This window comes from Micromonospora sp. NBC_01412, assembly GCF_045040215.1.
GTDB lineage: Bacteria > Actinomycetota > Actinomycetes > Mycobacteriales > Micromonosporaceae > Micromonospora > Micromonospora rubida.
In genome coordinates, this window is sequence record NZ_CP109528.1 from 3,484,221 (window position 1) to 3,505,509 (window position 21,289).

23 protein-coding genes and 3 pseudogenes are annotated in these 21,289 nt (G+C 71.6%); 15 read left to right on the forward strand and 11 right to left on the reverse strand.

The features are described from left to right. Positions 1-173 precede the first annotated feature (173 nt). Complete coding sequence (locus tag OG617_RS16035) at positions 174-398, reverse strand: helix-turn-helix transcriptional regulator (RefSeq protein WP_405102607.1); 225 nt, start codon at positions 396-398, stop codon at positions 174-176. A 419-nt stretch (positions 399-817) separates the two neighbouring features. Here OG617_RS16035 and OG617_RS16040 point away from each other — a divergent pair, with 419 nt between their 5' ends. Continuing rightward, positions 818-1,177, forward strand: a complete 360-nt coding sequence (locus OG617_RS16040) for a hypothetical protein (protein ID WP_405102609.1) — start codon at positions 818-820, stop codon at positions 1,175-1,177. A gap of 127 nt (positions 1,178-1,304) precedes the next feature. After that, positions 1,305-1,808, forward strand: coding sequence for a hypothetical protein (locus OG617_RS16045; protein WP_405102611.1), 504 nt, complete (start codon positions 1,305-1,307; stop codon positions 1,806-1,808). Between the two features lie 129 nt (positions 1,809-1,937). On the opposite strand, the gene OG617_RS16050 is transcribed toward OG617_RS16045, so the two are convergent. The 5 genes and pseudogenes from OG617_RS16050 to OG617_RS16070 form a co-directional block, all read right to left on the reverse strand. Further along, complete coding sequence (locus OG617_RS16050; protein WP_405102613.1) at positions 1,938-2,465, reverse strand: GNAT family N-acetyltransferase; 528 nt, start codon at positions 2,463-2,465, stop codon at positions 1,938-1,940. Positions 2,466-2,924: 459 nt separating this feature from the next. Next, positions 2,925-3,371: a hypothetical protein gene (locus OG617_RS16055; RefSeq protein ID WP_405102615.1), complete on the reverse strand. Its 447-nt coding sequence runs from the start codon at positions 3,369-3,371 to the stop codon at positions 2,925-2,927. A 194-nt stretch (positions 3,372-3,565) separates the two neighbouring features. Continuing rightward, entirely contained in the window at positions 3,566-4,255 is a 690-nt protein-coding gene (locus OG617_RS16060) for a class I SAM-dependent methyltransferase (protein WP_405102617.1), read from the reverse strand. An 80-nt stretch (positions 4,256-4,335) separates the two neighbouring features. After that, positions 4,336-4,557 (reverse strand): annotated as a pseudogene (locus OG617_RS16065) (transposase); the annotation flags it as partial. Further along, complete coding sequence (locus tag OG617_RS16070) at positions 4,554-5,510, reverse strand: helix-turn-helix transcriptional regulator (RefSeq protein ID WP_405102619.1); 957 nt, start codon at positions 5,508-5,510, stop codon at positions 4,554-4,556. The gene OG617_RS16070 and the pseudogene OG617_RS16065, both read right to left, overlap by 4 nt. Before the next feature lie 74 nt (positions 5,511-5,584). Here OG617_RS16070 and OG617_RS16075 point away from each other — a divergent pair, with 74 nt between their 5' ends. The 10 genes and pseudogenes from OG617_RS16075 (at position 5,585) to OG617_RS16120 (ending at position 14,325) form a co-directional block, all read left to right on the forward strand. Further along, positions 5,585-6,718: an epoxide hydrolase family protein gene (locus OG617_RS16075; RefSeq protein WP_405103743.1), complete on the forward strand. Its 1,134-nt coding sequence runs from the start codon at positions 5,585-5,587 to the stop codon at positions 6,716-6,718. Positions 6,719-6,869: 151 nt separating this feature from the next. Continuing rightward, on the forward strand, positions 6,870-8,039 hold the full coding sequence (locus OG617_RS16080; protein WP_405102621.1) for a winged helix DNA-binding domain-containing protein: 1,170 nt from the start codon (positions 6,870-6,872) through the stop codon (positions 8,037-8,039). A 183-nt stretch (positions 8,040-8,222) separates the two neighbouring features. Continuing rightward, complete coding sequence (gene ssd / locus OG617_RS16085) at positions 8,223-9,326, forward strand: septum site-determining protein Ssd (RefSeq protein ID WP_405102623.1); 1,104 nt, start codon at positions 8,223-8,225, stop codon at positions 9,324-9,326. Further along, entirely contained in the window at positions 9,323-10,600 is a 1,278-nt protein-coding gene (locus OG617_RS16090; protein WP_405102625.1) for a TadA family conjugal transfer-associated ATPase, read from the forward strand. The genes ssd and OG617_RS16090 overlap by 4 nt, the downstream gene beginning before the upstream one ends. Positions 10,601-11,292: 692 nt before the next feature. Then, positions 11,293-12,081: pseudogene (locus OG617_RS16095) on the forward strand (hypothetical protein); the annotation flags it as partial. Next, positions 12,081-12,818 carry a type II secretion system F family protein gene (locus OG617_RS16100; RefSeq protein WP_405102627.1) on the forward strand — a complete coding sequence of 246 codons (738 nt, stop codon included), beginning with the start codon at positions 12,081-12,083 and terminating at the stop codon, positions 12,816-12,818. The pseudogene OG617_RS16095 and the gene OG617_RS16100, both read left to right, overlap by 1 nt. Positions 12,819-12,865: 47 nt before the next feature. Beyond that, complete coding sequence (locus OG617_RS16105) at positions 12,866-13,033, forward strand: DUF4244 domain-containing protein (RefSeq protein ID WP_007074167.1); 168 nt, start codon at positions 12,866-12,868, stop codon at positions 13,031-13,033. 65 nt (positions 13,034-13,098) lie between these two features. Next, on the forward strand, positions 13,099-13,479 hold the full coding sequence (locus OG617_RS16110; RefSeq protein WP_405103745.1) for a TadE family type IV pilus minor pilin: 381 nt from the start codon (positions 13,099-13,101) through the stop codon (positions 13,477-13,479). Then, positions 13,476-13,958 carry an Rv3654c family TadE-like protein gene (locus OG617_RS16115; RefSeq protein ID WP_405102630.1) on the forward strand — a complete coding sequence of 161 codons (483 nt, stop codon included), beginning with the start codon at positions 13,476-13,478 and terminating at the stop codon, positions 13,956-13,958. The genes OG617_RS16110 and OG617_RS16115 overlap by 4 nt, the downstream gene beginning before the upstream one ends. Before the next feature lie 157 nt (positions 13,959-14,115). Continuing rightward, on the forward strand, positions 14,116-14,325 hold the full coding sequence (locus tag OG617_RS16120; RefSeq protein ID WP_405102632.1) for a hypothetical protein: 210 nt from the start codon (positions 14,116-14,118) through the stop codon (positions 14,323-14,325). Between the two features lie 225 nt (positions 14,326-14,550). On the opposite strand, the pseudogene OG617_RS16125 reads toward OG617_RS16120, so the two are convergent. From OG617_RS16125 to OG617_RS16135, 3 genes and pseudogenes are all read right to left on the reverse strand, one after another. Beyond that, a pseudogene (locus OG617_RS16125) lies at positions 14,551-14,814 on the reverse strand (putative immunity protein); the annotation flags it as partial. Positions 14,815-14,925: 111 nt separating this feature from the next. Then, positions 14,926-15,555 carry a putative immunity protein gene (locus OG617_RS16130; RefSeq protein WP_405102634.1) on the reverse strand — a complete coding sequence of 210 codons (630 nt, stop codon included), beginning with the start codon at positions 15,553-15,555 and terminating at the stop codon, positions 14,926-14,928. 730 nt (positions 15,556-16,285) lie between these two features. After that, positions 16,286-16,453, reverse strand: a complete 168-nt coding sequence (locus OG617_RS16135; RefSeq protein ID WP_405102636.1) for a hypothetical protein — start codon at positions 16,451-16,453, stop codon at positions 16,286-16,288. A gap of 498 nt (positions 16,454-16,951) precedes the next feature. Here OG617_RS16135 and OG617_RS16140 point away from each other — a divergent pair, with 498 nt between their 5' ends. Then, positions 16,952-17,089, forward strand: a complete 138-nt coding sequence (locus OG617_RS16140; protein WP_405102638.1) for a hypothetical protein — start codon at positions 16,952-16,954, stop codon at positions 17,087-17,089. A 52-nt stretch (positions 17,090-17,141) separates the two neighbouring features. Here the strand turns inward: OG617_RS16140 and OG617_RS16145 are convergent, their stop codons facing one another. Both OG617_RS16145 and OG617_RS16150 read right to left on the reverse strand, forming a co-directional pair. Then, positions 17,142-17,720: a hypothetical protein gene (locus tag OG617_RS16145; RefSeq protein WP_396680584.1), complete on the reverse strand. Its 579-nt coding sequence runs from the start codon at positions 17,718-17,720 to the stop codon at positions 17,142-17,144. 161 nt (positions 17,721-17,881) lie between these two features. Beyond that, positions 17,882-20,347: a DEAD/DEAH box helicase gene (locus OG617_RS16150; protein WP_405102640.1), complete on the reverse strand. Its 2,466-nt coding sequence runs from the start codon at positions 20,345-20,347 to the stop codon at positions 17,882-17,884. A 132-nt stretch (positions 20,348-20,479) separates the two neighbouring features. On the opposite strand from OG617_RS16150, the gene OG617_RS16155 reads away from it, so the two are divergent. Then, positions 20,480-20,836, forward strand: a complete 357-nt coding sequence (locus tag OG617_RS16155; protein WP_396680580.1) for an STAS domain-containing protein — start codon at positions 20,480-20,482, stop codon at positions 20,834-20,836. After that, a complete protein-coding gene (locus OG617_RS16160) occupies positions 20,836-21,270 on the forward strand; it encodes an ATP-binding protein (RefSeq protein WP_405102642.1) in 435 nt (144 codons plus the stop codon). Before OG617_RS16155 ends, OG617_RS16160 begins: the two co-directional genes overlap by 1 nt. Positions 21,271-21,289: the final 19 nt, after the last annotated feature.

A 21,289-nucleotide genomic window follows, 5' to 3' on the forward strand; every position in this document is an offset into this window, starting at 1 on the left:
GGAAGTCGGCGAGCTGCCAGTCGAAACCCGGCCCGTACCCCCTGATAACCCCCGCAGGGGGTCGGAGGAGGTCTACGCGGAATTCACAATGACCTTCAGGGCGCTTCGACACGTGTGTTTCGACCCGGCAGGATCGGCCAGATCGCCGCCACCTCCCGTATGGGGGCGTTTGGTCAGCCTGGGGTGTCCTCGTCCGCTGGCGGCCGGGGACGGCGGTAGTCCCGGATGTACGCCTCGACCTGGGATCGCAGCCACACCGAACCGGCCTGCAAGGTCTGGAACGGGCGTGGGAAATACGGCTGCATGATGATCTGTCTGAACCGCGACCGGCTCACGCCGAGCATATCCATGATCTCGCCTGGACCGACGAGCGGTCCCGGGACCTCCGGCTCACCCATGCGCACGACGGTAGGCATGGGCTGACCTACCCGAAGTGGCCCGCCTTAAGCAGCCCGCCCTAAAGGGTCTACCTTGTTAGGTCTGCCTGTAATGACAGGGGGTCGGCGGAGGGTGTGTGATCGGTGGCGCGGTACCCCCGCCCTGGTGGAGGCGGAGCCCGGTGGGGCGGGGTGCCGCAGAAACCGGACCACGTGGGAGGCACCGATGGCGCTGCAAGACGCCCGACACCTAACCCTCGTAAAGCCGCACCAGGACTTTCGGTGGGACGCTTGTGTGTCGTGGCTCTGGAGGGGCAGGGACCGGCTTGACCTCATCCGCGCTGCTGGGTCTCGCCGGGTGGGGGCGAAGTGACCGCGCGTCGGCTGCCCCTGTTGATACGGGCCGCCTGGCACACGCTCGATTGGCACAGGCACCGCCGGTGCGCCGTCTGCAGCCCGAGCGGCTGGTGTCCTCTGGTTCGGGCGGCCAAGAACCGGATCACCGCCTGGCGTCGGTACGGCCCCCGCCGATGATCGAACTCAAGGCCGGCGACGTCCTGTACATAACCGCCGCATGTAGCGTCCAGTTCGTCAAGCCGGTGATGTTCAGGTTGATCAAGGTTCGGACCGACCTGATCACCTACGACGGCTGGTTGTGGCTCGACGCTTATCAGCTCGATGCCAAGGGCGAGGCCGTGGCCCGCCGGGAGATCTTCGTCCAGCCGGCGGGTTTGATCGTGCAACGACGAACCGCCCCGGTCGAGCAACCGAGGCGGTCCAGATCGAATATGAGGGCCTGAACGGGTGCGGGGGTACAACCCGCACCAGGGTGGGACCTCGGTGCGAGATCACCCGTTGGCCCGTACAGACACGTTGGCCGATCAACGGTCTTCCAAGCTGGCGGTATGGCGTTGCTATGGTGCCGCCGTGCCGAATCCCGCGACGGTTTCCGCCCTACTTCGCCCGCTCCTGGGTCGACGCCTGCTCGCGGTAACCGAGGCGCGGTACTGGCTCGACGACAGGCCGGTAGCGGGAACCGATGGTCTGCTGCATTTCTGGCTGCATTTCGAGGGAATGCCAGCCGTCATGGCCCACGGCTGCGGTGACCTGCTGAAGTTCACCGAGGAGGAGCCCTACACGTCGTACGACATGCAGGAGGCCGGACGGACTGTGGTCGGGCCGGCCCAACCCATAGACCTGCTCGGCGAGGTAATTGGACAGCATCTCGTTGACGTAGGGCTCATCCGGGGATACAGCACGATTCCAGCAGTCGGCGGAACCCTGCTGCGCTTCGAGCAGACCGAGTTGCTCGTCGCGACCTTGGCCGACGAGTGGATCTGCCAACCGGGACCGGTCCCGGACAGACTCCGGCAGTACCGGTCGATCAGCGGCTGGCTGAGCACCACCGCACCCACTGCCGAAGGGCAGTGACGTCGGAAACCAAGGGCTCGCCGAGGTCGCGGACTACATACGGAATAACCTTGGCCGCAGACTTGCATGCCTGACCCGTTGGGGACGGCCGGAGACTGCCCGACGAGGAGATTCCGTAAGTCGTAGATCTCATTTCAGGCTGGACGTCAGCCTTTTTCCGTACCAAACCTCCGCGTACATGCCGTCGTTGTATGCCGGGATCTCGACATAGCCGTGCCGTACGTAAAGCGCACGAGCCTCGACCAGGTCAAGGCGGGTGTCGAGCACGATTCGTTCCGCACCCAGGTCACGTGCAGTTCTCTCCGCCGAAACCAGCAGCCGGGCGCCGCCGCCCATGCCCCGCAGCGTCGGACGTACGAACACCCGGGTCAACTCGACGGTATGCGGGTCGCGTATCCGTAGACCTACGCAGCCGGCCGGATCGTCGTCATATCGCGCAAGCAGGAACAGGCCGGTTGGCGGGGCGAGATCGCCGCTCGGGGTGGCGGCAAGGCCCTCTTCGATCTCAAGAGGCGTGGACGGGCGGCCGAGGTGGAGTTGGTGGTAGCGGTGGCTGACCTCGGTGTAGTAGTCCCGCAGCAGAGCTGTTGCCTCGGTGGAGTTGACGAGGGCCGGGGCTACGTTCCAGGTCTGTTCGCGCGGGACGGTGATGCTCACGCGCCATTGTCGGAGGACCGCCATGGTCATACAAACCAATTTTCGGGCGAAGGCGAACCGACCGACTTGCCAAGGGCTCTGAACCTCGCGGACGACGCTGCGTTGGACCGGTACTTCGATCACTGGCTTCACGAGGTTCTTGGTTTCGCCCGCGACGCACCCCGGCCGAGGTGCGTCGCCGGAGTTGCACGGCAACGGCCTGGGCTGTGACGCGCGGCGAGGACGCCAGCAGGCTTTGGGTCAGGGCGGAACGCGGGCACGAACCGATTGCGACAGTACCGCCGAGGCTACGGATCAGGAGGTAGCTGTACAGCCATCCGTAGCCAAGTCGGCCGTCAGCCAGGGGTAATGAGCGGCGACAGTTAACATGCCGAGCAGATCAGCGGCAGTAGTGGACGCCGACCGGTAGCAGTCTTGATCTTTGCAAGGTCGGGGTCCCTGGGGAGTTGTTTGCCGGGGCTACGGGCTGGGGCGGTCCACTGTATGCCTTGCGGGGACGCTCCGGCCGAGGTCTGTCCGATGCAGGTAGCTGATCTCTGCCGAATCCTCCCCGGTCCACGGATCGTGCGCGACGGACCGCTCGGTGCGCGGGAGCGGCACCTCGACAAGCGCGCCGTCGTGCATCATCCACAGGCCAAAGCAGTCGTCTTCCTCGTCGTGGATCAGCACCTGCAATGTCTCAGGGCGTGGCCAAGGGAGCGACTGCAGGTACTCCAGCAGTTGGGTCCAGTGGTGCCGGTGGGTGAACTCGGCTGCCCAGCCTCGGCCGAACGTACTTGGCCACTGGCTCTCAATTGGCACGAAAATGGTGTTCCACGGACGTGCCCCGTTGTTTTCCTGGGTCAGCGGGGCCATGACGTCGTGGGCGTCGGCCGCCAGCACGACAACTTCCGCGAATCTGCTCACGCCAGTATTCGATCTTTTCGCGCGCCCATCGCCTACAGCACTCCTTCTAAATTCCTGCGGGATTTGCCAGGTTCTCCGGAATTGCTCGGGTTCGGCCTGTCCTGTCGATCATGAGAGCCAGGCCAGTTGGCCTCCGCAGGCATAGGTCCGGACGGCCGTGGGAACGTATCCCCTGGTCTGCCGGGAGTTTACCTCTAGGCGGACTCGAGGACGAAGAAGAGGAAACACATGAAGGACCCGGAGTCCAGGTCGGGTGGAAGCAGCTCCGCAGGAGTGTCCGGAGAAGGGGGCGGCTCGCTGATCGTCGCGATGCGGAACCCAGCAGCAGTAAAAGCATCTGCCATGGCGTGCAGCGGCCGGTGCCAGAAGGTCAGCCACACAGTCTGGCCGTCCATAGTGTATTCCTCGGAGTACTTCGTAAGCGCAAAGTATTTGCGATTCTCGATCACATGTGCAACGGGATGGTTGACCGAGAGTATCAGGCGACCGCCTGGCTTCAGCACGCGACGCAGCTCGGCGAGGGGGCCGGACCAGTCCTCCAGGTAGTGCAGGACCAGGGACGCGACGACGTCATCGAACTCGGCGTCTGCGAACGGCAGCGGCGCGCTCAGGTCCGCCACGTGCAAGTCGGCGTCTTCACCCAGCCTCTGGCGGGCCAGGTCGACCATGGCCGCACTCACGTCAAAGCCGGTGACCACGGCCCCCTTGGCGCGCAGCTCAGCTGACAACGGGCCGGAACCGCACCCCGCGTCGAGGATTCGGCGGCCCGAGACGTTGCCGGCGAGGCGAAGCATCGCGGGTCGCTCATAGTAGGCGTTGAAGAGGCCGGACTCGTTCTCCGCCGAGTAGGCGTCCGCAAAGTTGTCGTAGTCGGTGGTTGTCACCGTTACCCCATTCCGACGAAAAGCGAGGGTGCATTCCTGCCAAAGCCGCGTGTGTGCCACAAACAAGGACAGGGCTCATGCGCGTAGGCCAGGATCCGATCCCATGTCCCGTCCGCCGTCCACCGCCGCAACCGTTCATGGCAGGTTTCCACGGCTCATAGCGTCCGGGCAAGTCCCGTCACGGCGCCCCGGTCCGCAGCTTTCACAAATCCCGTTTATCAGTGCCGGTGATCCCACCGGCCCGAACGCCGACCCGGCGCGGGCAGCAAACGGGCGGAGCCGGCCGCCAACCCGCTGCTCAGGAATCCTCGACAGCGTCGGTCAGCCGGGCGGCGAGGCCTCGGACGTGTGTGATCAGCTCGGGTGGCTCGTGGACGCGGAAGCGGAAGCCGAACAGCGCGACGTAGACGGCGATCTCGTCCAGGGAGTTCGACCCGGTGTGCAGCATGCAGGTGTGCGAATCGATGGCTTCGATGACGCCGACGGTGGGCGCGATCCGTTCGGCGGCGGCCTCAGCCGAGGCGTACAAAGTGATTTTGGCCTGGTAGCGGTAGGAGGCGGTGGACACGCCGCGGGTCAGGTACGTGGCGAGGTCGGGGTCGGGTGCCTGCCGTGGCGTGAATCGGGGTCCGGTCGGGATGCGCGGCTGGACCCGGTCGACGCGGTAGGTGCGCCAGTCGTCCCGGTCGGTGTCCCAACCGATGAGGTACCAGCGCCGTCCGCTGTGGACGAGCCGGTGGGGTTCGGCGTCGCGTACTGACGAGGTGCCGTCGTGGCGACGGTAGTCGAAGCGGAGCCTCTGGTGATCGCGGCAGGCTGTGGCGATGGCGACCAGCACGTCCGGGTCGACGGTGGGACCGGTGGCGGGGACCGTGACGGTGACCGAGTGCAGCAGGTTGACCCGGTGCCGTAGGCGCGACGGCAGGACCTGTTCGAGCTTGGCCAAGGCGCGTAGCGAGGTGTCTTCGATGCCGGTGACCGTGCCGCTGGCGGCGGTGCGCAGCCCGATGGCGACAGCGACGGCCTCGTCGTCGTCGAGGAGCAGCGGCGGGAGCTTCGTTCCCGCGCCAAGCCGGTAACCGGCAGCACCAGGGGTGGCGTGCACGGGGTAGTCGAGGTCACGCAGCTTCTGGATGTCGCGGCGCACGGTCCGTACGTCGATCTCAAGGCGCTGCGCCAGCTCGGCGCCGGACCACTCGCGGGGTGTCTGTAGCAGCCCGAGGAGCCGCAGCAACCGGGCGGAGGTTTCCAACATGCCCCGAGTCTGCCAGGAAGCTAGGGCTGGAGCTGTCCTAGCTCGCCCGTAGTGTGATGTTCATGAGCGAACAGATCACCCCGTTCCGGATCGAAGTTCCCCAGGACCGCCTCGACGACCTGCGCCAGCGGCTCGCCGCCACCCGTTGGCCGGACGAGTCGCCCGCCACCGGCTGGGAGGCAGGGGTGCCGCTGGGTTATCTGAAGGATCTGGCCGACTACTGGGGCACCGAGTACGACTGGCGCGCCCATGAGGCGCGGCTGAACGAGTTTCCCCAGTTCACGACCGAGATTGACGGACAGACCGTGCACTTCCTGCACGTTCGTTCGCCTGAGCCGGGAGCGGTGCCGCTCATCCTCACCCACGGCTGGCCCGGCTCGGTCGTGGAGTTCATGAACATCATCGGCCCGTTGACCGATCCCGCCCGGTACGGTGGCGATACCGCCGACGCCTTCCACGTCGTGGCCCCGTCCCTGCCCGGCTTCGGCTTCTCCACCCCGCTCGCCGCACCCGGCTGGGGCACCAGCCGGGTAGCCCAGGCATGGTCCGAGCTGATGAAGCGCCTCGGCTACGACCGCTACGGCGCCCAGGGCGGCGACACCGGAGCGATCATCACCCCCGAGCTCGGCCGCATCGACTCCGACCATGTGATCGGGGTGCACGTCAACAACCTGGGCACCTTCCCCTCCGGCGATCCGGCCGAGCTGGCCGGCCTCACCGAGGCCGACCAGGCCCGCCTCGAGTTCATGACGACCTGGGGCCGGGACATGTCCGGGTACGCCATCGTCCAGTCGACCCGGCCGCAGACGATCTCCTACGCCCTCACCGATTCACCGGTCGGTCAGCTCGCGTGGATCATCGAGAAGTTCAAGGAGTGGACCGACCCGAGCACCGGCCTGCCCGAGGACGCCGTCGACCGCGACCTGATCCTCACCGACGTCTCGGTGTACTGGCTGACCGGCACCGCCGGATCCGCCGCCCGGATCTACTACGAGGACGCCCGCACCTGGGGCCAGGCCAGCCCGAGGTCACAGGTCCCGACCGGGGTGGCGGTGTTCCCGAACGACATCACCCTCCGTCCCCTCGCCGAACGCGACCACAACGTGGTGCACTGGAGCGAATTCAGCCGCGGCGGCCACTTCGCCGCCCTGGAGGCCCCTGACCTCCTGGTGGACGACGTGCGGAAGTTCTTCCGCCCGCTCCGCTGACGGCGACCGGACATGGCAGACGTCCCGCCGGCCCGCACCGCTCGATCCGGGCCGGCAGGACGACGCCTTCGGGGCCTGGAACCAGGCGAAAACACGACGACCAGTTGCCGGCACCACCAAGACCGAATGACGACACCAGGAGCCGTGCTCGATGACCAACCAGTCCACGGCGATGCCCCGGCTGTCCTGGCCCGACGTGTGGAGCCGGCGGCTCGACCGGCACGGGCTGTCCACTCCGGTACGCGGCCGACCAGCCGACGCCATCGCCGCCATGTGCGGCGCGCACGCCCAGGTGCTCTCCGCCGCTGAGTTGTCCGTGGGGCTGCGCGTCGCCGGTGTCACCCGCAGCGACGTCCGGCAGGCGCTGTGGGGCGAACGCAGCCTGGTCAAGACACACGGCCCTCGCGGCACCGTGCACCTGCTGCCGACCCGTGACCTGCCGCTGTGGACCGGCGCGCTCGGCGCGCTGCCGGCCCCTGCGAACAGCATGTCCGCCGACGCACGGCTGGCCCCGGACCAGACCGAAGAGGTCGTCGCGGCCATCGCGGGAGCACTGGCCGACGCGGAACTGACCATCGACGAACTCACCGCCGAGGTGGCCACCCGCACAGGTCCCTGGGCCGTCGACCTGGTCGTACCGGCGTTCGGGAGCATGGCGCCGCGCTGGCGGCAGGCGATACCCCTCGCCGCACACCGCGGTGTCCTGTGCTTCGGCCCGAACCGTGGACGGAAGGTGACGTACACCAGCCCGCAGCGGTGGCTGCCGGGATTCCAGCCCGCTCCGGCACCCGCGGCCCTCGCCGACCTGGTCCGGCGCTACCTGCACGCGTACGGGCCGGCAACGCCGCAGCAGTTCGCGCAGTGGCTCTCCGCACCTCGCCGCTGGGCGACCCAGTTGTTCGACTCGCTCGCCAGCGAGCTGCAACGTGTCGAGGTCGCCGGCTCTGTCGCCTGGGTTTCCGCCGGCGACACCGAGCCGGCACCCGTGCCACCGCAGGGGGTGCGGCTGCTGCCATATTTCGACGCCTACCCCGTCGGCTGCCATCCGCGCGAGCGGCTCTTCCCCGGGCCTGCCGCGCAACGCGCGCTCTCCGGCGGTCAGGCCGGCAACTTCCCGGTACTGCTCATCGACGGCGTGGTCGCCGGCATCTGGCACCTCCGCCGCTCCGGACGCAAGCTGAACATCACGGTCGAACCGTTGGCCGCGCTCACCGTTGCCGAACGCCAGGAACTCGACGACCAGGCGCAGCGTGTCGGGGAGATCCTGGAGGGCGAGCCGCTGTTGACCATCGGGACGGTCGCCATCGGCGGCCACGCGTAGGCACCCCTGGCTGGAATCGACGGCTGCGGCCGCACCTGCTCAGGAGCGCGGTGCCGTAGCAGATCGACTCGCCTTTCGGGCGTTTTCCACAGGGCACCAGGTTGTCCACAGGCGGCGACGGGAGGTGACGGATCCGAGCACGCTCTCCGGCAGCACCCCCGAGCCCGACTGCTGGAGGCCGCGATGCCACCCCGTACCTCGCTCCCAACGCACCGGCGACTGCCCCTGCTGGTGACCTCGGACGACGACCTCCTCGATGACCTGCTCCGGCTCGCCGCCGCAGGCGGCACCGAGGTCGAGGTGGCCGCTGACCCGGCCGCAGCCAGGTCCCGGTGGACACCGGCGCCCCTGGTGCTGGTCGGCGATGACCAGGCCCAGGCGTGCCTGCGGGCGCGGCTGCCGCGCCGGCCACGGATGGTCCTGGTGGGCCGGTCCGGGCAGCTCGACCCCGGCTGGGAAATCGCCGAGCTGATCGGGGCCGAGCACGTCGCCGTCCTTCCGGCCGCCGAGCCATGGCTGGTGGACCGGTTCGCCGAGTGCGCGCCGGACCGCGCCGGCGACGGCGTGGCCCGGGTGGTCGCGGTGCTCGGCGGGCGGGGTGGCGCCGGGGCGAGCGTCCTCGCGGGCGGGCTGGCCGTCACCGCCGCCCGGGCCAGGCTGCGCACCCTCCTCGTCGACGTCGACCCGCTCGGCGGCGGGCTGGACCTGGTGCTCGGCTGGGAGCAGTTGGAGGGGCTGCGCTGGCCGGCGCTCACCGACGCCGACGGCCGGGTCGATCCACCGGCGCTGGTCCGGGCTCTGCCCAGCCGGGGTGACCTGGTGGTGCTCTCCTGGGACCGGGGTGACCTGCTGCCGCTGCCCGCCCCGGCGATGGCGGCCACCCTGGAGGCGGCCCGCCGGGGGCGGGACTTCGTCGTGGCCGACGTGCCCCGACACCTCGACGACCCGGCCGTGCTCGCGTTGCAGGCCGCCGACCAGGCCTTTCTGGTCGTGCCGGCCGAGCTGCGGGCCACTGCGGCGGCGGCCCGGGTGGTCGCCGCCGCCGCTCCGCACTGCGCCCAGCTCTCCGTCGTCGTACGCGGCCCGGCCCCGGGGCGGCTGAAAGCCGTCGAGGTGGCCCGCGCACTGGGGCTGCCGCTGGCCGGGACGCTGCGACCGGAGCCGGGCCTGTGCCGGGGGCTGGAACGGGGCGAGGCGCCCGCCGCCGACGGGCGTGGCCCGCTCGCCGCACTCTGCCAGCGGATCGTCGGCGAGCTGACCGGCCTGCCCGCGTCGGGTGCGGCATGACCGCGCCTCCCGGCGGCGAGGAGCTTTCGAGCCGGGTACGCCAGCGCTTCGCCGCCGCGGACACCCCGGTCACCCCGGCCGCCGTCGTCTCCGCCGTACGCGCCGAGCCCGCTGCGGCGGTCCTCGGCGACACAGCCGTGCTCCGGATCGCCGGCCGGGTGCACGACGACCTCGTCGGCGCGGGTCCGCTGGCGCCCCTGCTCTCTGACCCGGAGGTGACCGACGTGCTGGTCAACGGAAATCGGGTGTGGGTGGACCGAGGGCAGGGCCTGCGCCAGGTCGCTATTCCGCTCGGCACGATCGACGACGTCCGCCGGCTGGCCCAGCGCCTCGCCGCCGGGGCCGGCCGCCGCCTCGACGACGGTTCCCCGTACGCGGACGCCCGGCTGCCCGACGGGACCCGGCTGCACGCCGTGCTGCCCCCGGTCGCGACAGACGGGCCCTACCTGTCCCTGCGCACCTTCCGGCAGCGCCCGTTCACCCTCGACGACCTGGTCCGGCAGGGCACCGTGCCCCGGCCGGTCGCGCCGGTGCTGGCCGCCGTGGTGGCGGCCCGGCTCGCGTACCTGGTCGTCGGTGGCACCGGTTCCGGCAAGACGACGCTGCTCAACACGCTGCTGGGGCTGGTCCCGGGTACCGAGCGGATCGTCCTGGTCGAGGACGCCGCCGAGCTACGGCCCGTACACCCGCACGTGGTCGGGTTGCAGGCCCGCACCTCCAACGTGGAGGGCTCCGGCGCGGTCGGGCTCAGCGACCTGGTTCGGCAGGCCCTGCGGATGCGGCCGGACCGGCTGGTCGTGGGGGAGTGCCGGGGCAGGGAGGTCGTCGACCTGCTCGCCGCCCTGAACACCGGCCACGACGGCGGGGCGGGGACGCTGCACGCGAACGCCCCGTCCGACGTGCCGGCCCGGCTGGAGGCGCTCGGGATGCTGGGCGGGCTGCCCCGGGCCGCCCTGCACGCCCAGGTCGTCGCCGCGCTCCAGGTGCTGCTCCAGGTCCGCCGGGGCGCCCGGGGCCGGGTGCTGGAGTCGGTCTGCCTGTTGCTCCCCGAGGGACCGGACCGCCTGGTCACCGTCGTCCCCGCCTGGGTGCGCGGCCACGGACCGGGTCCCGCCGCCGCGGCCCTCGGCATGTTGCTGCGAGAGCGGGACGTGCCCGTCCCGCCCGTCCTCAGCGAGGTGCGGCCGAGCCACCCCGATCGGAATGCCCGCCCCGAACGGGGCGACCGGTTCGAGGCGACGGGTGGCGGGTCCCGGCACGGAGGATCCGAGTGACCACGGCGGGTTGGCTGGTGGCGGCCCTTCTCGTCGCTGCCGCCGCGGCTGTGGGGTGGCCGCTGCGCAGCAGCCGGTCCCGGCGACGGCGATTGCTCGGTTCGCCTCCGGGCCGGCCGTCGTCGCCCGTTGACCCGGCCGATCGGGTCGATTCTGTACGTGTCCCCGCCGGGCAGGCCGTGCCGAGCGTCGTCGGCAGGGCGTCCAGTTGGCAGCACGACCCCCTCGACGGACGGGACCCCGGGCGGAACCCCCGGAACGGGGTAGTGCCAGGGGAGCCTGGCGGCCCGCGCCCTGCCCCGGGTAGGCCGTCCGGCCCGCGTCCGTTCCCCGGCCCATCCGATGAGTCCCGCCCGCGCCCGCTATCCCGCCCGCCATCCCGTCCGTGCGACGCCTCCGGCCCACGCTCCTTCCCCGGAGCTTCTCCGGTGTCCGGCCCGTCGGGCCCGTCCCCGAGGTCCGGTCCGTCCAGGCCGCCCGACCCGTTCGGCTTCGGCGGGCGGTCTGGGCCGCCCGGTCGTCGTGACCCGCGCCGGCCCACTGCCACCCTGGACCGGCCCGAGCCGACCCTGCCGGGGCAGCGAAGCTCGCTGCTGGCCTCACTCCTCCCGGCTGCCGGGAACTGGCGTACCGGGTCGTCGCCGGGGCGGTTTCCCGCCGGCACGGCGAGCAGCCGCCGGCTGGGGATGCCCGGGTGGCTTCCCGCCTCGCCCCGGCGAAGTCTGCTGCTGGCGGGAGCGGCGGGCGCCGGGGCGGGTGGTTTGCTGGCCGGGCCCGTGGCCGCCGTGGTGGTCGGTGCGTACGGGGCGTTGGCCGCGCGGGCGGTGCTGCGCAGAGGTCTCGCGCGTGCCGCTGAGCGTGCCCGACGGCACAGCCTGGACCAGCTCAGCGCCCTCGCCGCAGACCTGCGCGCCGGCGTGCCGGTGCTGACCGCCGCCGCCACCCTGACCGCCCGGCTGCCCTCGGCTGAGGTCGCCCTGACCGCCACCATCGTGCCACCGGTCGAGGTCGCGCTGACTGCCGGAGCCCTGCCGGCCCCCGATGACCCGCCGGGCGCATCCGGGGCGGTGAACGATCCGGGGTTGATCCCCGGTTCGGCCACGGCCGCCGGCAGGCCGGCCGTCGCCGCGCCCGATCCGGACCGGTTGGCGCGGTTGGCCCAGGCGGCGATCCGGCTCGCGGACCGGACCGGTGCTCCGCTGGCCGACCTGCTGGAGCGCGTCGAGGCCGACGCGCGGGCCACCGACCGGGGGCTGGCCGGCGCGGCGGCGCAGGCGGCCGGGGCCCGGGCCACCGCGTTGCTGCTCGCAGCCCTGCCGCTCGGCGGTATCGGGCTCGGGTACGGGGTCGGCGTCGACCCGGTCCAGGTCCTGCTGCACACACCCGTCGGAGGCGGATGCGCGATCGTGGCCGTCGTCCTCCAGTCGGCCGGGCTGCTCTGGACGGAACGCCTCGGCGCGGTGCCGGACGGGAGCCGCTGATGACCAGGCAGGCGGTGGCGGCCGGTTGCCTCGTCGCGGCGGCGGCGCTCGCCCTCTCCGTCGGCTCGCCTGCGGGCACCACCCGTCGCCTGCGCGGCCTGCAGGGGCGGGCCGGGTCGACGGGGCGATCGAAACCGGCGTGGTGGCCTGACCGGATCCGGCTCGGGGCGGGCCTTGCCGGGTTTGCGACCGTCGTGGTCGTCGGTGGCTGGTCCGGGTTCCTGGGTGGCGCCGTCGTCGCCGTCGTGGCGGACCGGGGTCTGCGCCGGATCGAGCCCCCCGCCGTCCGGGAGCGGCGGCTCCGGGAGGCCGCCGACCTGCCTCTCGCGGCGGACCTGCTCGCGGCCGCGCTGCGGGCCGGTGCGCCGGTAGACCGTTCCGTGCTGGCAGTCGCGGAGGCGCTCGGCGGCCCGTTGGCCGACCGCCTGGGCCGGGTCGGCCGGACCCTGCTGCTCGGTGGCGGCCCCGAGGAGGCCTGGGCGCACCTCGTCCCGGTGCCGGGTGCCGAGCGGCTGGCAAATGCGGCGCTGCGCTCGTCGAGCAGCGGCGCGGCGTTGGCCGGCGCGCTGACCCGCCTCGCCGACGACCTGCGCGCCGACCGGTCCACTGCCGCCGAGGCGTCGGCCCGTCGGGCCGGGGTCCTCATCGTGCTGCCTCTGGGGCTCTGCTTCCTGCCGGCCTTCATTCTCGCCGGCCTGGTGCCGGTGATCGTCGCCGTCCTCGGCGACGTGCTGTGAGCGCCGCCGGCCGACCGGCCGGCGGTAACCGTCGAGAAGGGACAAGCATGCGCAAGATCCTCACCCGCCTGCGCGGGGACGCCGGGATGAACACCGCCGAGTACGCCGTCGGCACCCTCGCCGCCGTCGCGTTCGCCGGCATCCTGCTCAAGGTGCTGACCTCGGGCAACGTCCAGTCCGCGCTGACCGCCGTCATCGACCGGGCGCTGAAGTGACCACCCGCCGGCAGGCCGGGGGCGACCGGGGGACGCCCGTGCGTCAGCCGGAGGCGGTTCGGCCGATCGCGTCGGCGCGGCGGCGTACGGTCCGGTCGCCACGGGAGCGCGGATCGTTCACGGCCGAACTGGCCGCAGGCCTGCCGGCGTTGCTGTTGCTCCTGCTGGCCGGGCTAACCGCCGTCAATGCGGTCGCAACGAAGGCGGCCTGTCTGGGAGCGGCCCGGGAGGCGGCGCTGGCCGCCTCCCGGGGCCAGCCCGGAGGGCCGGCGGGCGCTGCGGCGGCTCCGGCTGGGGCCGACGTCTCGGTCACGGTGGACGGCGAACGGGTCACCGCCATGGTCCGGGCACCGGTCCGCGCCCTCGGTGCGCGCCTGCCCCGGATCACCGTGACCGCCAGCGCGGTCGCAGCCGTCGAGCCGGGCGCCCCGGGACCACAACCGTGACGGCCCACGCGGACCACTGTGGTCGCAGCCGTCGGGCCGGGAGTGCCCGCGCGCACCACTGCGGTCGCAGGCATCGGGCGGGGCGTCCTGGAAGTTCCGACGTTCAGCGGCGAGGTGCCGGCACGCCCTGGGCTGGGCGCGAGCGGGGCGGGGCGACGGTGTGCCTGCTCGCGGTCGGGCTGGTGTTCGTCGTGGTGGGGCTGTTCGGGGCGGCGGTCGGTGCGGCCCGGGTGGCCCGGCAACAGGTCCGGGTGGCGGCGGACTTCGGCGCGCTCGCCGGGGCGAGCCGGGCCCTGGCCGGTGAACAGGTGGCCTGCTCGTCCGCCGACGAGGTCGTACGGGCCAACGGGGCGCGGCTGACCGGTTGTCGTCTGGACGGGCTGGACGCGGTGGTGACGGCGGAGGTGACGGTTACCCCGGTACCTGGCCTCACCCGGGTCGCCACGGTGACCTCCCGTGCCGGGCCGGTGCGGGCGTGAGCGTCGTCGGTGGGCAGCCACGGCGGCGGGGGCCACAGCGGGACGTGGCGGCGGGTGACATCGACGGGGTCGGGTGGGCGGGCGATAGGCTGCGGGCGGCGTCCGAGTGGCCTAAGGGGAACTGGTGATAGGCGGAACGGAGGGGTATGCGTCGCTGGTGGGAGCCGACTGTCAGCCGACCAAAGCCACCCTGTTCGTGATCTCCCGTGCGGGCAAGGACGACAAGGGGCGCATCTCGTACTCCATTTTCAGCGACGAGTACGGCGTGGTGCAGTGGAGCCCGAGTAAGAAGAAGATCTACGTGGAATTTCTCGGCGACGCCTCGACCGACATCACGTTCAGCCTGGTCGACCGTGGCGGGGTCTGACTCGAACTGTGCGCCGGCGTAAATTCCGCCGGTCGCGCGGTCGACGTGCGTCAGTCAGTTCAGGCGGGCTGTGGCGGAGGGGCGAAACTGCGTTCAGTCGTCGAAGACGAACCAACAGATGCTGTTTCTGCGCTTCTGGTCCTCGATGACCAGGTCGCGAACGTGGTCCGGAAGGTGGCTGCGCTGCCAGTCGCGTTCGACTTTCCCCACCTGTCGCGCCTCCCCGGGCTCCGCTGCGGCTCGAACCGCTTTGATCGCGTATGCAGCAGCGCCCAGGTCGTGCTCGGGAACATGGGCCACACAAGCGGCCTGACCGGCGGAGTATGCAGCGAAGCGTGCCGCCCCGCTGAGCGGACGAGCGCCCATGGCGTGACCACCGAGCGCCCGGGTTGCCATCATTGCGGCCTCGCCGCGCACCCAGGCCCGCGTCGCCTCGATCGCCTGCCGAGGACGCTGGTCAGCGGGCTGAGTTCTCTCGAACAGGGGCAGGACGTGCTCAGCGCAGGCGGCTGCCCAAAGGGCAAGGGCCTGATGGTCGGCATCGGTGAGCGGCGCCGCGCCGAATGGTCACGAGGCGGGGGTCGCGAACCGGCGGGAGAATCATCTGCCTTCCCCTATCTGGCGTTCGGTGATTTCCGAATTGTCGCGGAGCGCTATGTCGAGTCGGCGCATCAGCTGGGCGACCCGGCTGGAGCTCTCCGGGGTGGCGGGGTATCGGCTCAGGACCGAGACGAGTGTGGGAGTGGCTCGTCGCCGCGCTGCTTCGAGGAAGGTCTCCGCAGCGTGCGGAACATCCGTACGGATGAGTTCTGTGGCACACGCGGCGTGCGCTGCTGCGCGCAGAATGTGATTCACCTGAGCGGCGTCCGCCAAGGGATGGAGGTACACGGACGCGGCGGCGTCACCTGCCGCCATGGCGGCGTGATGAGCTGCTCTTGAGAGGGCGTCCTTTGCGGCCCGGTGTGCAGCAAAAGCCGTCATTCGTTGCAACTTCGAGCGCGGCGCACCCTGAACAATGTCCTGGGCTGCCTCGATCGCCCGGCGCGGCCTGGCGTCATTTGGGCTGGCCGACTCGTAGAGAGGTAGCACTTCCGCAGCGGCGGCCACGGCGAATGTAGTTACTTCCCGCAACTCGGATGCTGTCAGCAAGAAATCGGGCTTCCGGGCGGTTCTTCCGGCCTGGGCTCTGCGAGGGTCCCGCGCCTGTGGCATGCCCAATTCTTTGTCCATGGGATTCCATCGTAACTGTGAACCCTCGGTGGAGGGTTTTGGGCGATGGGAGCTGCTTGACGTGCCTGCAACTCTCAAACTTGGTTCGCTGCGACTCGTGCGCAGCGCTGGGCGTCACGGTGCCGATACCGCCGCCGGGCTGCCCAGTGCGCGGGACGGGCGTGGGCGGCGTAGCGGCGACTGCCGGGGCATTTGCGGAAGATGTGACACAGCTGAGGTCCGCGAAACCGAGGCCCTGGCCCTCATGGCCACGCGCCACGGCCGGGAGCGCCATTCTCGGCGATTCGCTGGGGGCTACGACTGACCGCACGGGAGATCTTGGAAGGAAACGGCCCCTGAAGGGGCCGTTTCCTTCCAAGATCTCCGGTCATCCTAAGGGGCGGAACGGTGCTCCCGGAATGTGGGCGAACTTTGGCGGGATCGGCGGGATCGGCGGGGTCGGGGCGGTGGCCAGTGCGGCGGGGCGGGACTTCCATGAGGGCGGGATCGGCGGCGGGGCAGGGTGACGGTCGCGGGGTGACGTCGCGCCGGAGGCATCCGCGCACGCGGCCTTGATTAGCGCGGTCCCGGACGCTTCGCGAATTTCGCCGGGGCCCTATTCCTGGCTGAGCCTGCAACACACGCGGTACGTCGAGCTGGTCCGGGCGCTGCCGAAGCTGCTGCTCGACGCCCAGCAGGTTCGGACGGCCAACCCTGGTGCGCCGGAAGGCGCGCATCACCTGGCCGAGGCCTACCAGGTCGCGTCGGTCGTGCTGCGAAGGTCGGGATCAACGACCTGGCGTGGCTGGCCGCGGACCGGGCGCTGGTCGCCAGCCGGGACGTCGACGACCAGCTTCTGACGGGCGCCGCCGCCGTTCAGCTCGGGTACGCGCTGCTGGCCCAGGGGCAGGCCCGGCACGCGGTGGAGATCAGCATCGCGGTGGCCCACCGGATCGCGTCGCCACGCTGGTCCCGGTGAACCGGGGGTCGACGTCCGAATCCGCTCGCCGGCCCCGCCGACCAGCTGTCCGTCCACGGGACGCTGCTCATCGTGGCCGCGCGGGAGGGCTGCCGCTCTCGGGCACGACGACAGCGTCGGCGAATCTATCCACCAGGCCGGAGAGGTGGCGGAGATCGTCGGCGATGGACAGGACCACCACCGGACGTCCTTCGGCCCGACGGCCGTCCAATTAGCTCGGGTGGCGACGATGGTCGATCTCGGCGAGGGCCTCACCGATCCTGCCGCACATCGGCGGCTTATCGAAGGCACCGTCTTGCCGCTTCCCCACGCTCCGCTTGGCCGTACCGCCTGAAGGGGTTTCGGAGGCTGCCGCCGGGGCGCCGGGCGGCCTATCTGCTCGACGCGGCGAACGGGTTCCTGCAGGCGGGTGACCTGGCCGGCGCGGGCGAGGCGATGGTGAGCGCCGACCGGGTGGCGACGGCGGAGTCCGTAACCGGCCGGAGGGCACGGCTGGTGGCGGCCGTCCTCCGCCGTTCACCGGCGGCGAGCCTCGACGCCCTGCGCCTGGCCGAGGAGATGGGAGTGGTCGTCTGACCTCTCCCCGGCCCGGTCCCGGCCTGCGGAGCCGGGACCGAGGGCCGTCGGGTCAGCGGCCCTGGAGGGCGTCCAGGCCGATCGCCATGGCGATCACGAGGCGGCGGTCGATCTGCGGGTTCTGCACCTCGACGACGTACCGGTCGCGCAGGCCCCACTTCTTGATGACCGAGAAGATCGGCTGGCCGCCGGCGACGAAGTCGAAGTGGTACGGCAGCCAGGACAGCGAGTCCACGAACCGGCGCAGCAGCGCCACCGGCATGCTCCGCTCCTGGCCAGTGATCTGGGGGAGCCCGGCCTGCTCGACGTGCCACGTCGAGCGGAGCAGCGACTGGGCGAAGTCCTTGCGGAACAGCCCGATCGGGTTACCGGCCTGGTCGGTCACGTCGTACGTGGCGCCGAGGTCGAGCCGCTGCCGGGCCTTGAAGCCGAGCAGTGGGTGCTGCTTGGTGTCGTCGGTGTAGAGGGTCACCTGCTCCTTGAAGGCGAGCCGCTTCTGCTGCGCGAACGCGAGCATCTCGCCTTCCGACCCGTCGGGGTTGACGGCGTGGACCTGGTACTGGTTGACCATCAACCGGATCCGTTGCCGGATGTGGAACTGCTGCTGGTGCTGCAAGGTGTCGAGCTGCATGAAATCTCCTTTGACGGGTCGCCGAGTGTCGCACAGCCTTCAATGCCGGCATTCAGCGCCCGCCGGGACTTCTCCTCCGGCGGGAAACGGCGGCTCTTGCTGTGGCGGGAATTGATGTATGGGGGCGCTTTTATGCCTCAACTGCCCCGTCGGGCCGCGATCTATTCCTGCCCGTCCTGTTCCTGCCCGTCCTGTTCCTGTCCGGCCGCACCCGCCGTCGAGTCCGGCGCGTCGGCGGGGCCGGGTTGCCGGGGTGGGTGGTCGGTCGGCAGGTTGGCCAGCACCACGTCGAGGACCCGGACGGCGTCCGGCTTCGACAGCGGGTTGTTGCCGTTGCCGCACTTCGGGGACTGGACGCAGGACGGGCACCCCGCCTCGCAGCCGCACTCGGCGATCGCGTCGCGGGTGGCCCGGAGCCACTGCGCCGCCGTCCGGTACGCCCGTTCGGCGAACCCCGCCCCGCCCGGGTGGCCGTCGTACACGAAGACGGTGGGGGCCTCGGTGTCCGGGTGCAGCGCCGTGGAGAGCCCGCCGATGTCCCACCGGTCGCAGGTGGCCATCAGCGGCAGCAGCCCGATCCCGGCGTGCTCGGCGGCGTGCAGCGCCCCGGAGACGTCCGCCGGCGCGATCCCCGCCGAGGTCATCGACTCCGGGGACAGGGTGAACCAGACCGCGACGGTGCGCAGCTCCCGGGCCGGCAGGTCCAGCGGCCGGGTGTCGATCACCTCGCCGGAGGCGATCCGCCGCCGCTGGTACGACACCACCTGGCTGGTCACGTCGACCTCGCCGAGGAACAGCCCGACCGGCCCGGCGTCGACGTACGAGCGCACCGCGGCCACGGTCAGCGAGGTGACGTCCCGGGCGTGGGTGGACCAGTCCGGCTCCTCGGGGTGCACCAGCGCGCAGCCGTCGGCCAGGTCGAGTGCGTCGACCACGTACGAGACGCCCTGGTGCAGGTAGACCGCGCCGGGGTGGAGCAGGAAGTGCGACGAGCCGCCGTCCACGGTGCCGAGCAGCCGCCCGGTGGCCGCCTCCACCACGCACACCGGCGCCCCGCCCTCGCCGCGCAGGTCGACCTCGGGCCGCTCCCGGTGCCGCCAGTACCAACCGGTCGGCCGCTGCCGCAGCGCGCCTGCCTCGACGAGCGAGTCGACGGCCTCCTTCGCGCCTTCCCCGAACAGCTCCAGGTCGGCCGGGGTGAGCGGGGCCTCGGCCGCCGCGCAGGCGAGCTGCGGGGCGAGCACGTACGGGTTGGCCGGGTCGAGCACGGTCGCCTCGACCGGCCGCCCGAACAGGGCCTCCGGGTGGTGCACCAGGTAGGTGTCCAGCGGGTCGTCCCGGGCCACCAGCACCGCGAGGGCCTCGCCGCCGGAGCGCCCGGCCCGGCCGGCCTGCTGCCACAGCGACGCCCGGGTGCCCGGCCACCCGCAGATCAGCACGGCGTCCAGCCCGACCAGGTCGACGCCCAGCTCCAACGCGTTGGTCGAGGCGAGCCCGAGCAGGTCGCCGTGCAGCAGCGCCCGTTCCAGCTCGCGCCGCTCCTCGCGCAGGTAGCCGCCCCGGTAGGCGGCCACCCGCTCGCCCAGCCCGGGGACGGCCTCGTCCAGGGCGCGGCGGGCGTTGGCGGCCACGACCTCGGCGCCCTTGCGGGACCGGACGAAGGCGAGGGTGCGTACCCCTGCGGCGACCGTGTCGGCGAGCAGGTCGGCGGTCTCCCGCAGCGCCGACCGGCGCACCGGCGCGAGGTCGGCGACGGTGGTGTCGGTGTCGGTGGCGTCGGCGGGCAGCAGCGGCGGCTCCCAGAGGGCGAAGGTCACCCCGCCGCGCGGTGAGGCGTCCTCGGTGACGGCGGACACCGGCAGGCCGGTGAGCCGCCCGGCCGTCGCCGCCGGGTCGCCCGACGTGGCCGAGGCCAGGATGAACACGGGGGTACGGCCGAAGCGTGCGCACTGCCGGCGCAGCCGGCGCAACACGTGCGCGACGTGCGAGCCGAACACCCCCCGGTAGGTGTGGCACTCGTCGACGATCACGTACGCCAGCCGGCGCAGGAAGCCGGACCAGCGGGCGTGCCCGGGGAGGATTCCGTGGTGCAGCATGTCGGGGTTGGTCAGCACGAACCGGGCGTGCTGGCGGATCCAGTCCCGCTCGGCGCGCGGGGTGTCCCCGTCGTAGCAGGCGGGGCGTATCCCGTCGAGTTCCAGGCCGGCGACGGCGCGTAGCTGGTCGGCGGCGAGCGCCTTGGTGGGCGCCAGGTAGAGCACGGTGGCCCGGGGATCGGCGAGCAGGGTGGCCAGGGCCGGGAGCTGGTACGCCAGGGACTTGCCGGACGCCGTCCCGGTGGCGACGACGACGCTCCTGCCCGCGTACGCCAGGTCGGCGGCCCGGGCCTGGTGCCGCCAGGGCGCGACCACGCCGCGCCGGGCGAACGCCGCCCGCAGCGGCTCGGGCGTCCAGTCGGGCCATGGCGCCTGCTCCCCGGCCCTGGCCGGCACCCGCTCGACGTGGGTGACCGGGTCGGCGCCGGTACGCGCGCGCAGCTGGCGCAGCAGCTCGACCGGTGCGCCCACCGGCGGGCGGTCGGGCCCGCGGCCTGCGGATACGGTTGCTGCGGGGCTCACGTCCTGCACTCTCGCACAAGTGTTCGGAGTTGACTGGCGTGGGTGTGGGTAAGGGGGAGCCGCCGCCGGTGACCTCAGGAGTGCCGCAGGCGGGGATGGTTAGATGCCCAGGAGAGTTTACGACTCTTGCGAGGAGGACCGATGGAGCTGTCGCTGGCGACCCGTGCCGTGGGGGAGCACACGGTGCTCGAGGTCGGTGGTGAGGTGGACGTCTACACCGCACCCCGACTGCGGGAACGGCTCTTGGAGCTGATCGACGGTGGGGCCCGCCACGTCGTGGTCGACCTGGGCCGGGTCGACTTCCTCGACTCCACCGGCCTGGGCGTGCTGGTGGGCGCGCTCAAGCGGCTGCGTTCGGTCGGCGGCAGCTTCGCGCTGGTCTGCGACAAGGAGCCGCTGCTCAAGATCTTCCGGATCACCGCGCTGGACCAGGTGTTCCCGCTTTACCCGACGGTCGACGCGGCCATCGGGGCCGGTCCGACCGGCGCCGGCGCCTGATGGCCACGGTCCGGCTCTCCTTCTCGCCGGCCCCGGTGCACGTCCGCACCGCCCGGCTGGTCGGCGTCGCGGTGGCCCGGCGGGCCGGCGTGCGCGAGGACCTGCTCGACGAGGTGCGCCTGGCCATCGGCGAGGCGTGCACCCGGGCGGTGGCCCTGCACCGGCAGTACCACGTGTCCGACCCGGTGCTGGTGGAGATGTCCGACGCCGGGTCGTACTCGGTGCGGGTGGTGGACCGGGCGCCGATCGAGGCGAGCATCGGCCTGGCCGCGCTCGACGCCGACCAACTCGCCAACGAGTCGCTCGACGAGGACGACCTGACCACCGGCGTGGGCTTCGCCCTGCTCGCCGGCTTCGTGGAGGACCTTCAGGTGCGCCCGGTCGACGAGGGCGTGGGCACCGAGGTCCGGATGGTCTGGCCGGTGGGTCGCTGACCTCCCGCTGACCCGTCGA

Coding starts and splice junctions, on each gene's coding strand:
- OG617_RS16070 (WP_405102619.1), bottom strand. CDS start 5,510: ATGTTGGAAACCTCCGCCCGGTTGCTGCGGCTCCTCGGGCTGCTACAG.
- ssd (WP_405102623.1), top strand. CDS start 8,223: ATGCCACCCCGTACCTCGCTCCCAACGCACCGGCGACTGCCCCTGCTG.
- OG617_RS16105 (WP_007074167.1), top strand. CDS start 12,866: ATGCGCAAGATCCTCACCCGCCTGCGCGGGGACGCCGGGATGAACACC.
- OG617_RS16035 (WP_405102607.1), bottom strand. CDS start 398: ATGGGTGAGCCGGAGGTCCCGGGACCGCTCGTCGGTCCAGGCGAGATC.
- OG617_RS16090 (WP_405102625.1), top strand. CDS start 9,323: ATGACCGCGCCTCCCGGCGGCGAGGAGCTTTCGAGCCGGGTACGCCAG.
- OG617_RS16145 (WP_396680584.1), bottom strand. CDS start 17,720: ATGCAGCTCGACACCTTGCAGCACCAGCAGCAGTTCCACATCCGGCAA.
- OG617_RS16100 (WP_405102627.1), top strand. CDS start 12,081: ATGACCAGGCAGGCGGTGGCGGCCGGTTGCCTCGTCGCGGCGGCGGCG.
- OG617_RS16155 (WP_396680580.1), top strand. CDS start 20,480: ATGGAGCTGTCGCTGGCGACCCGTGCCGTGGGGGAGCACACGGTGCTC.
- OG617_RS16160 (WP_405102642.1), top strand. CDS start 20,836: ATGGCCACGGTCCGGCTCTCCTTCTCGCCGGCCCCGGTGCACGTCCGC.
- OG617_RS16080 (WP_405102621.1), top strand. CDS start 6,870: ATGACCAACCAGTCCACGGCGATGCCCCGGCTGTCCTGGCCCGACGTG.
- OG617_RS16130 (WP_405102634.1), bottom strand. CDS start 15,555: ATGGACAAAGAATTGGGCATGCCACAGGCGCGGGACCCTCGCAGAGCC.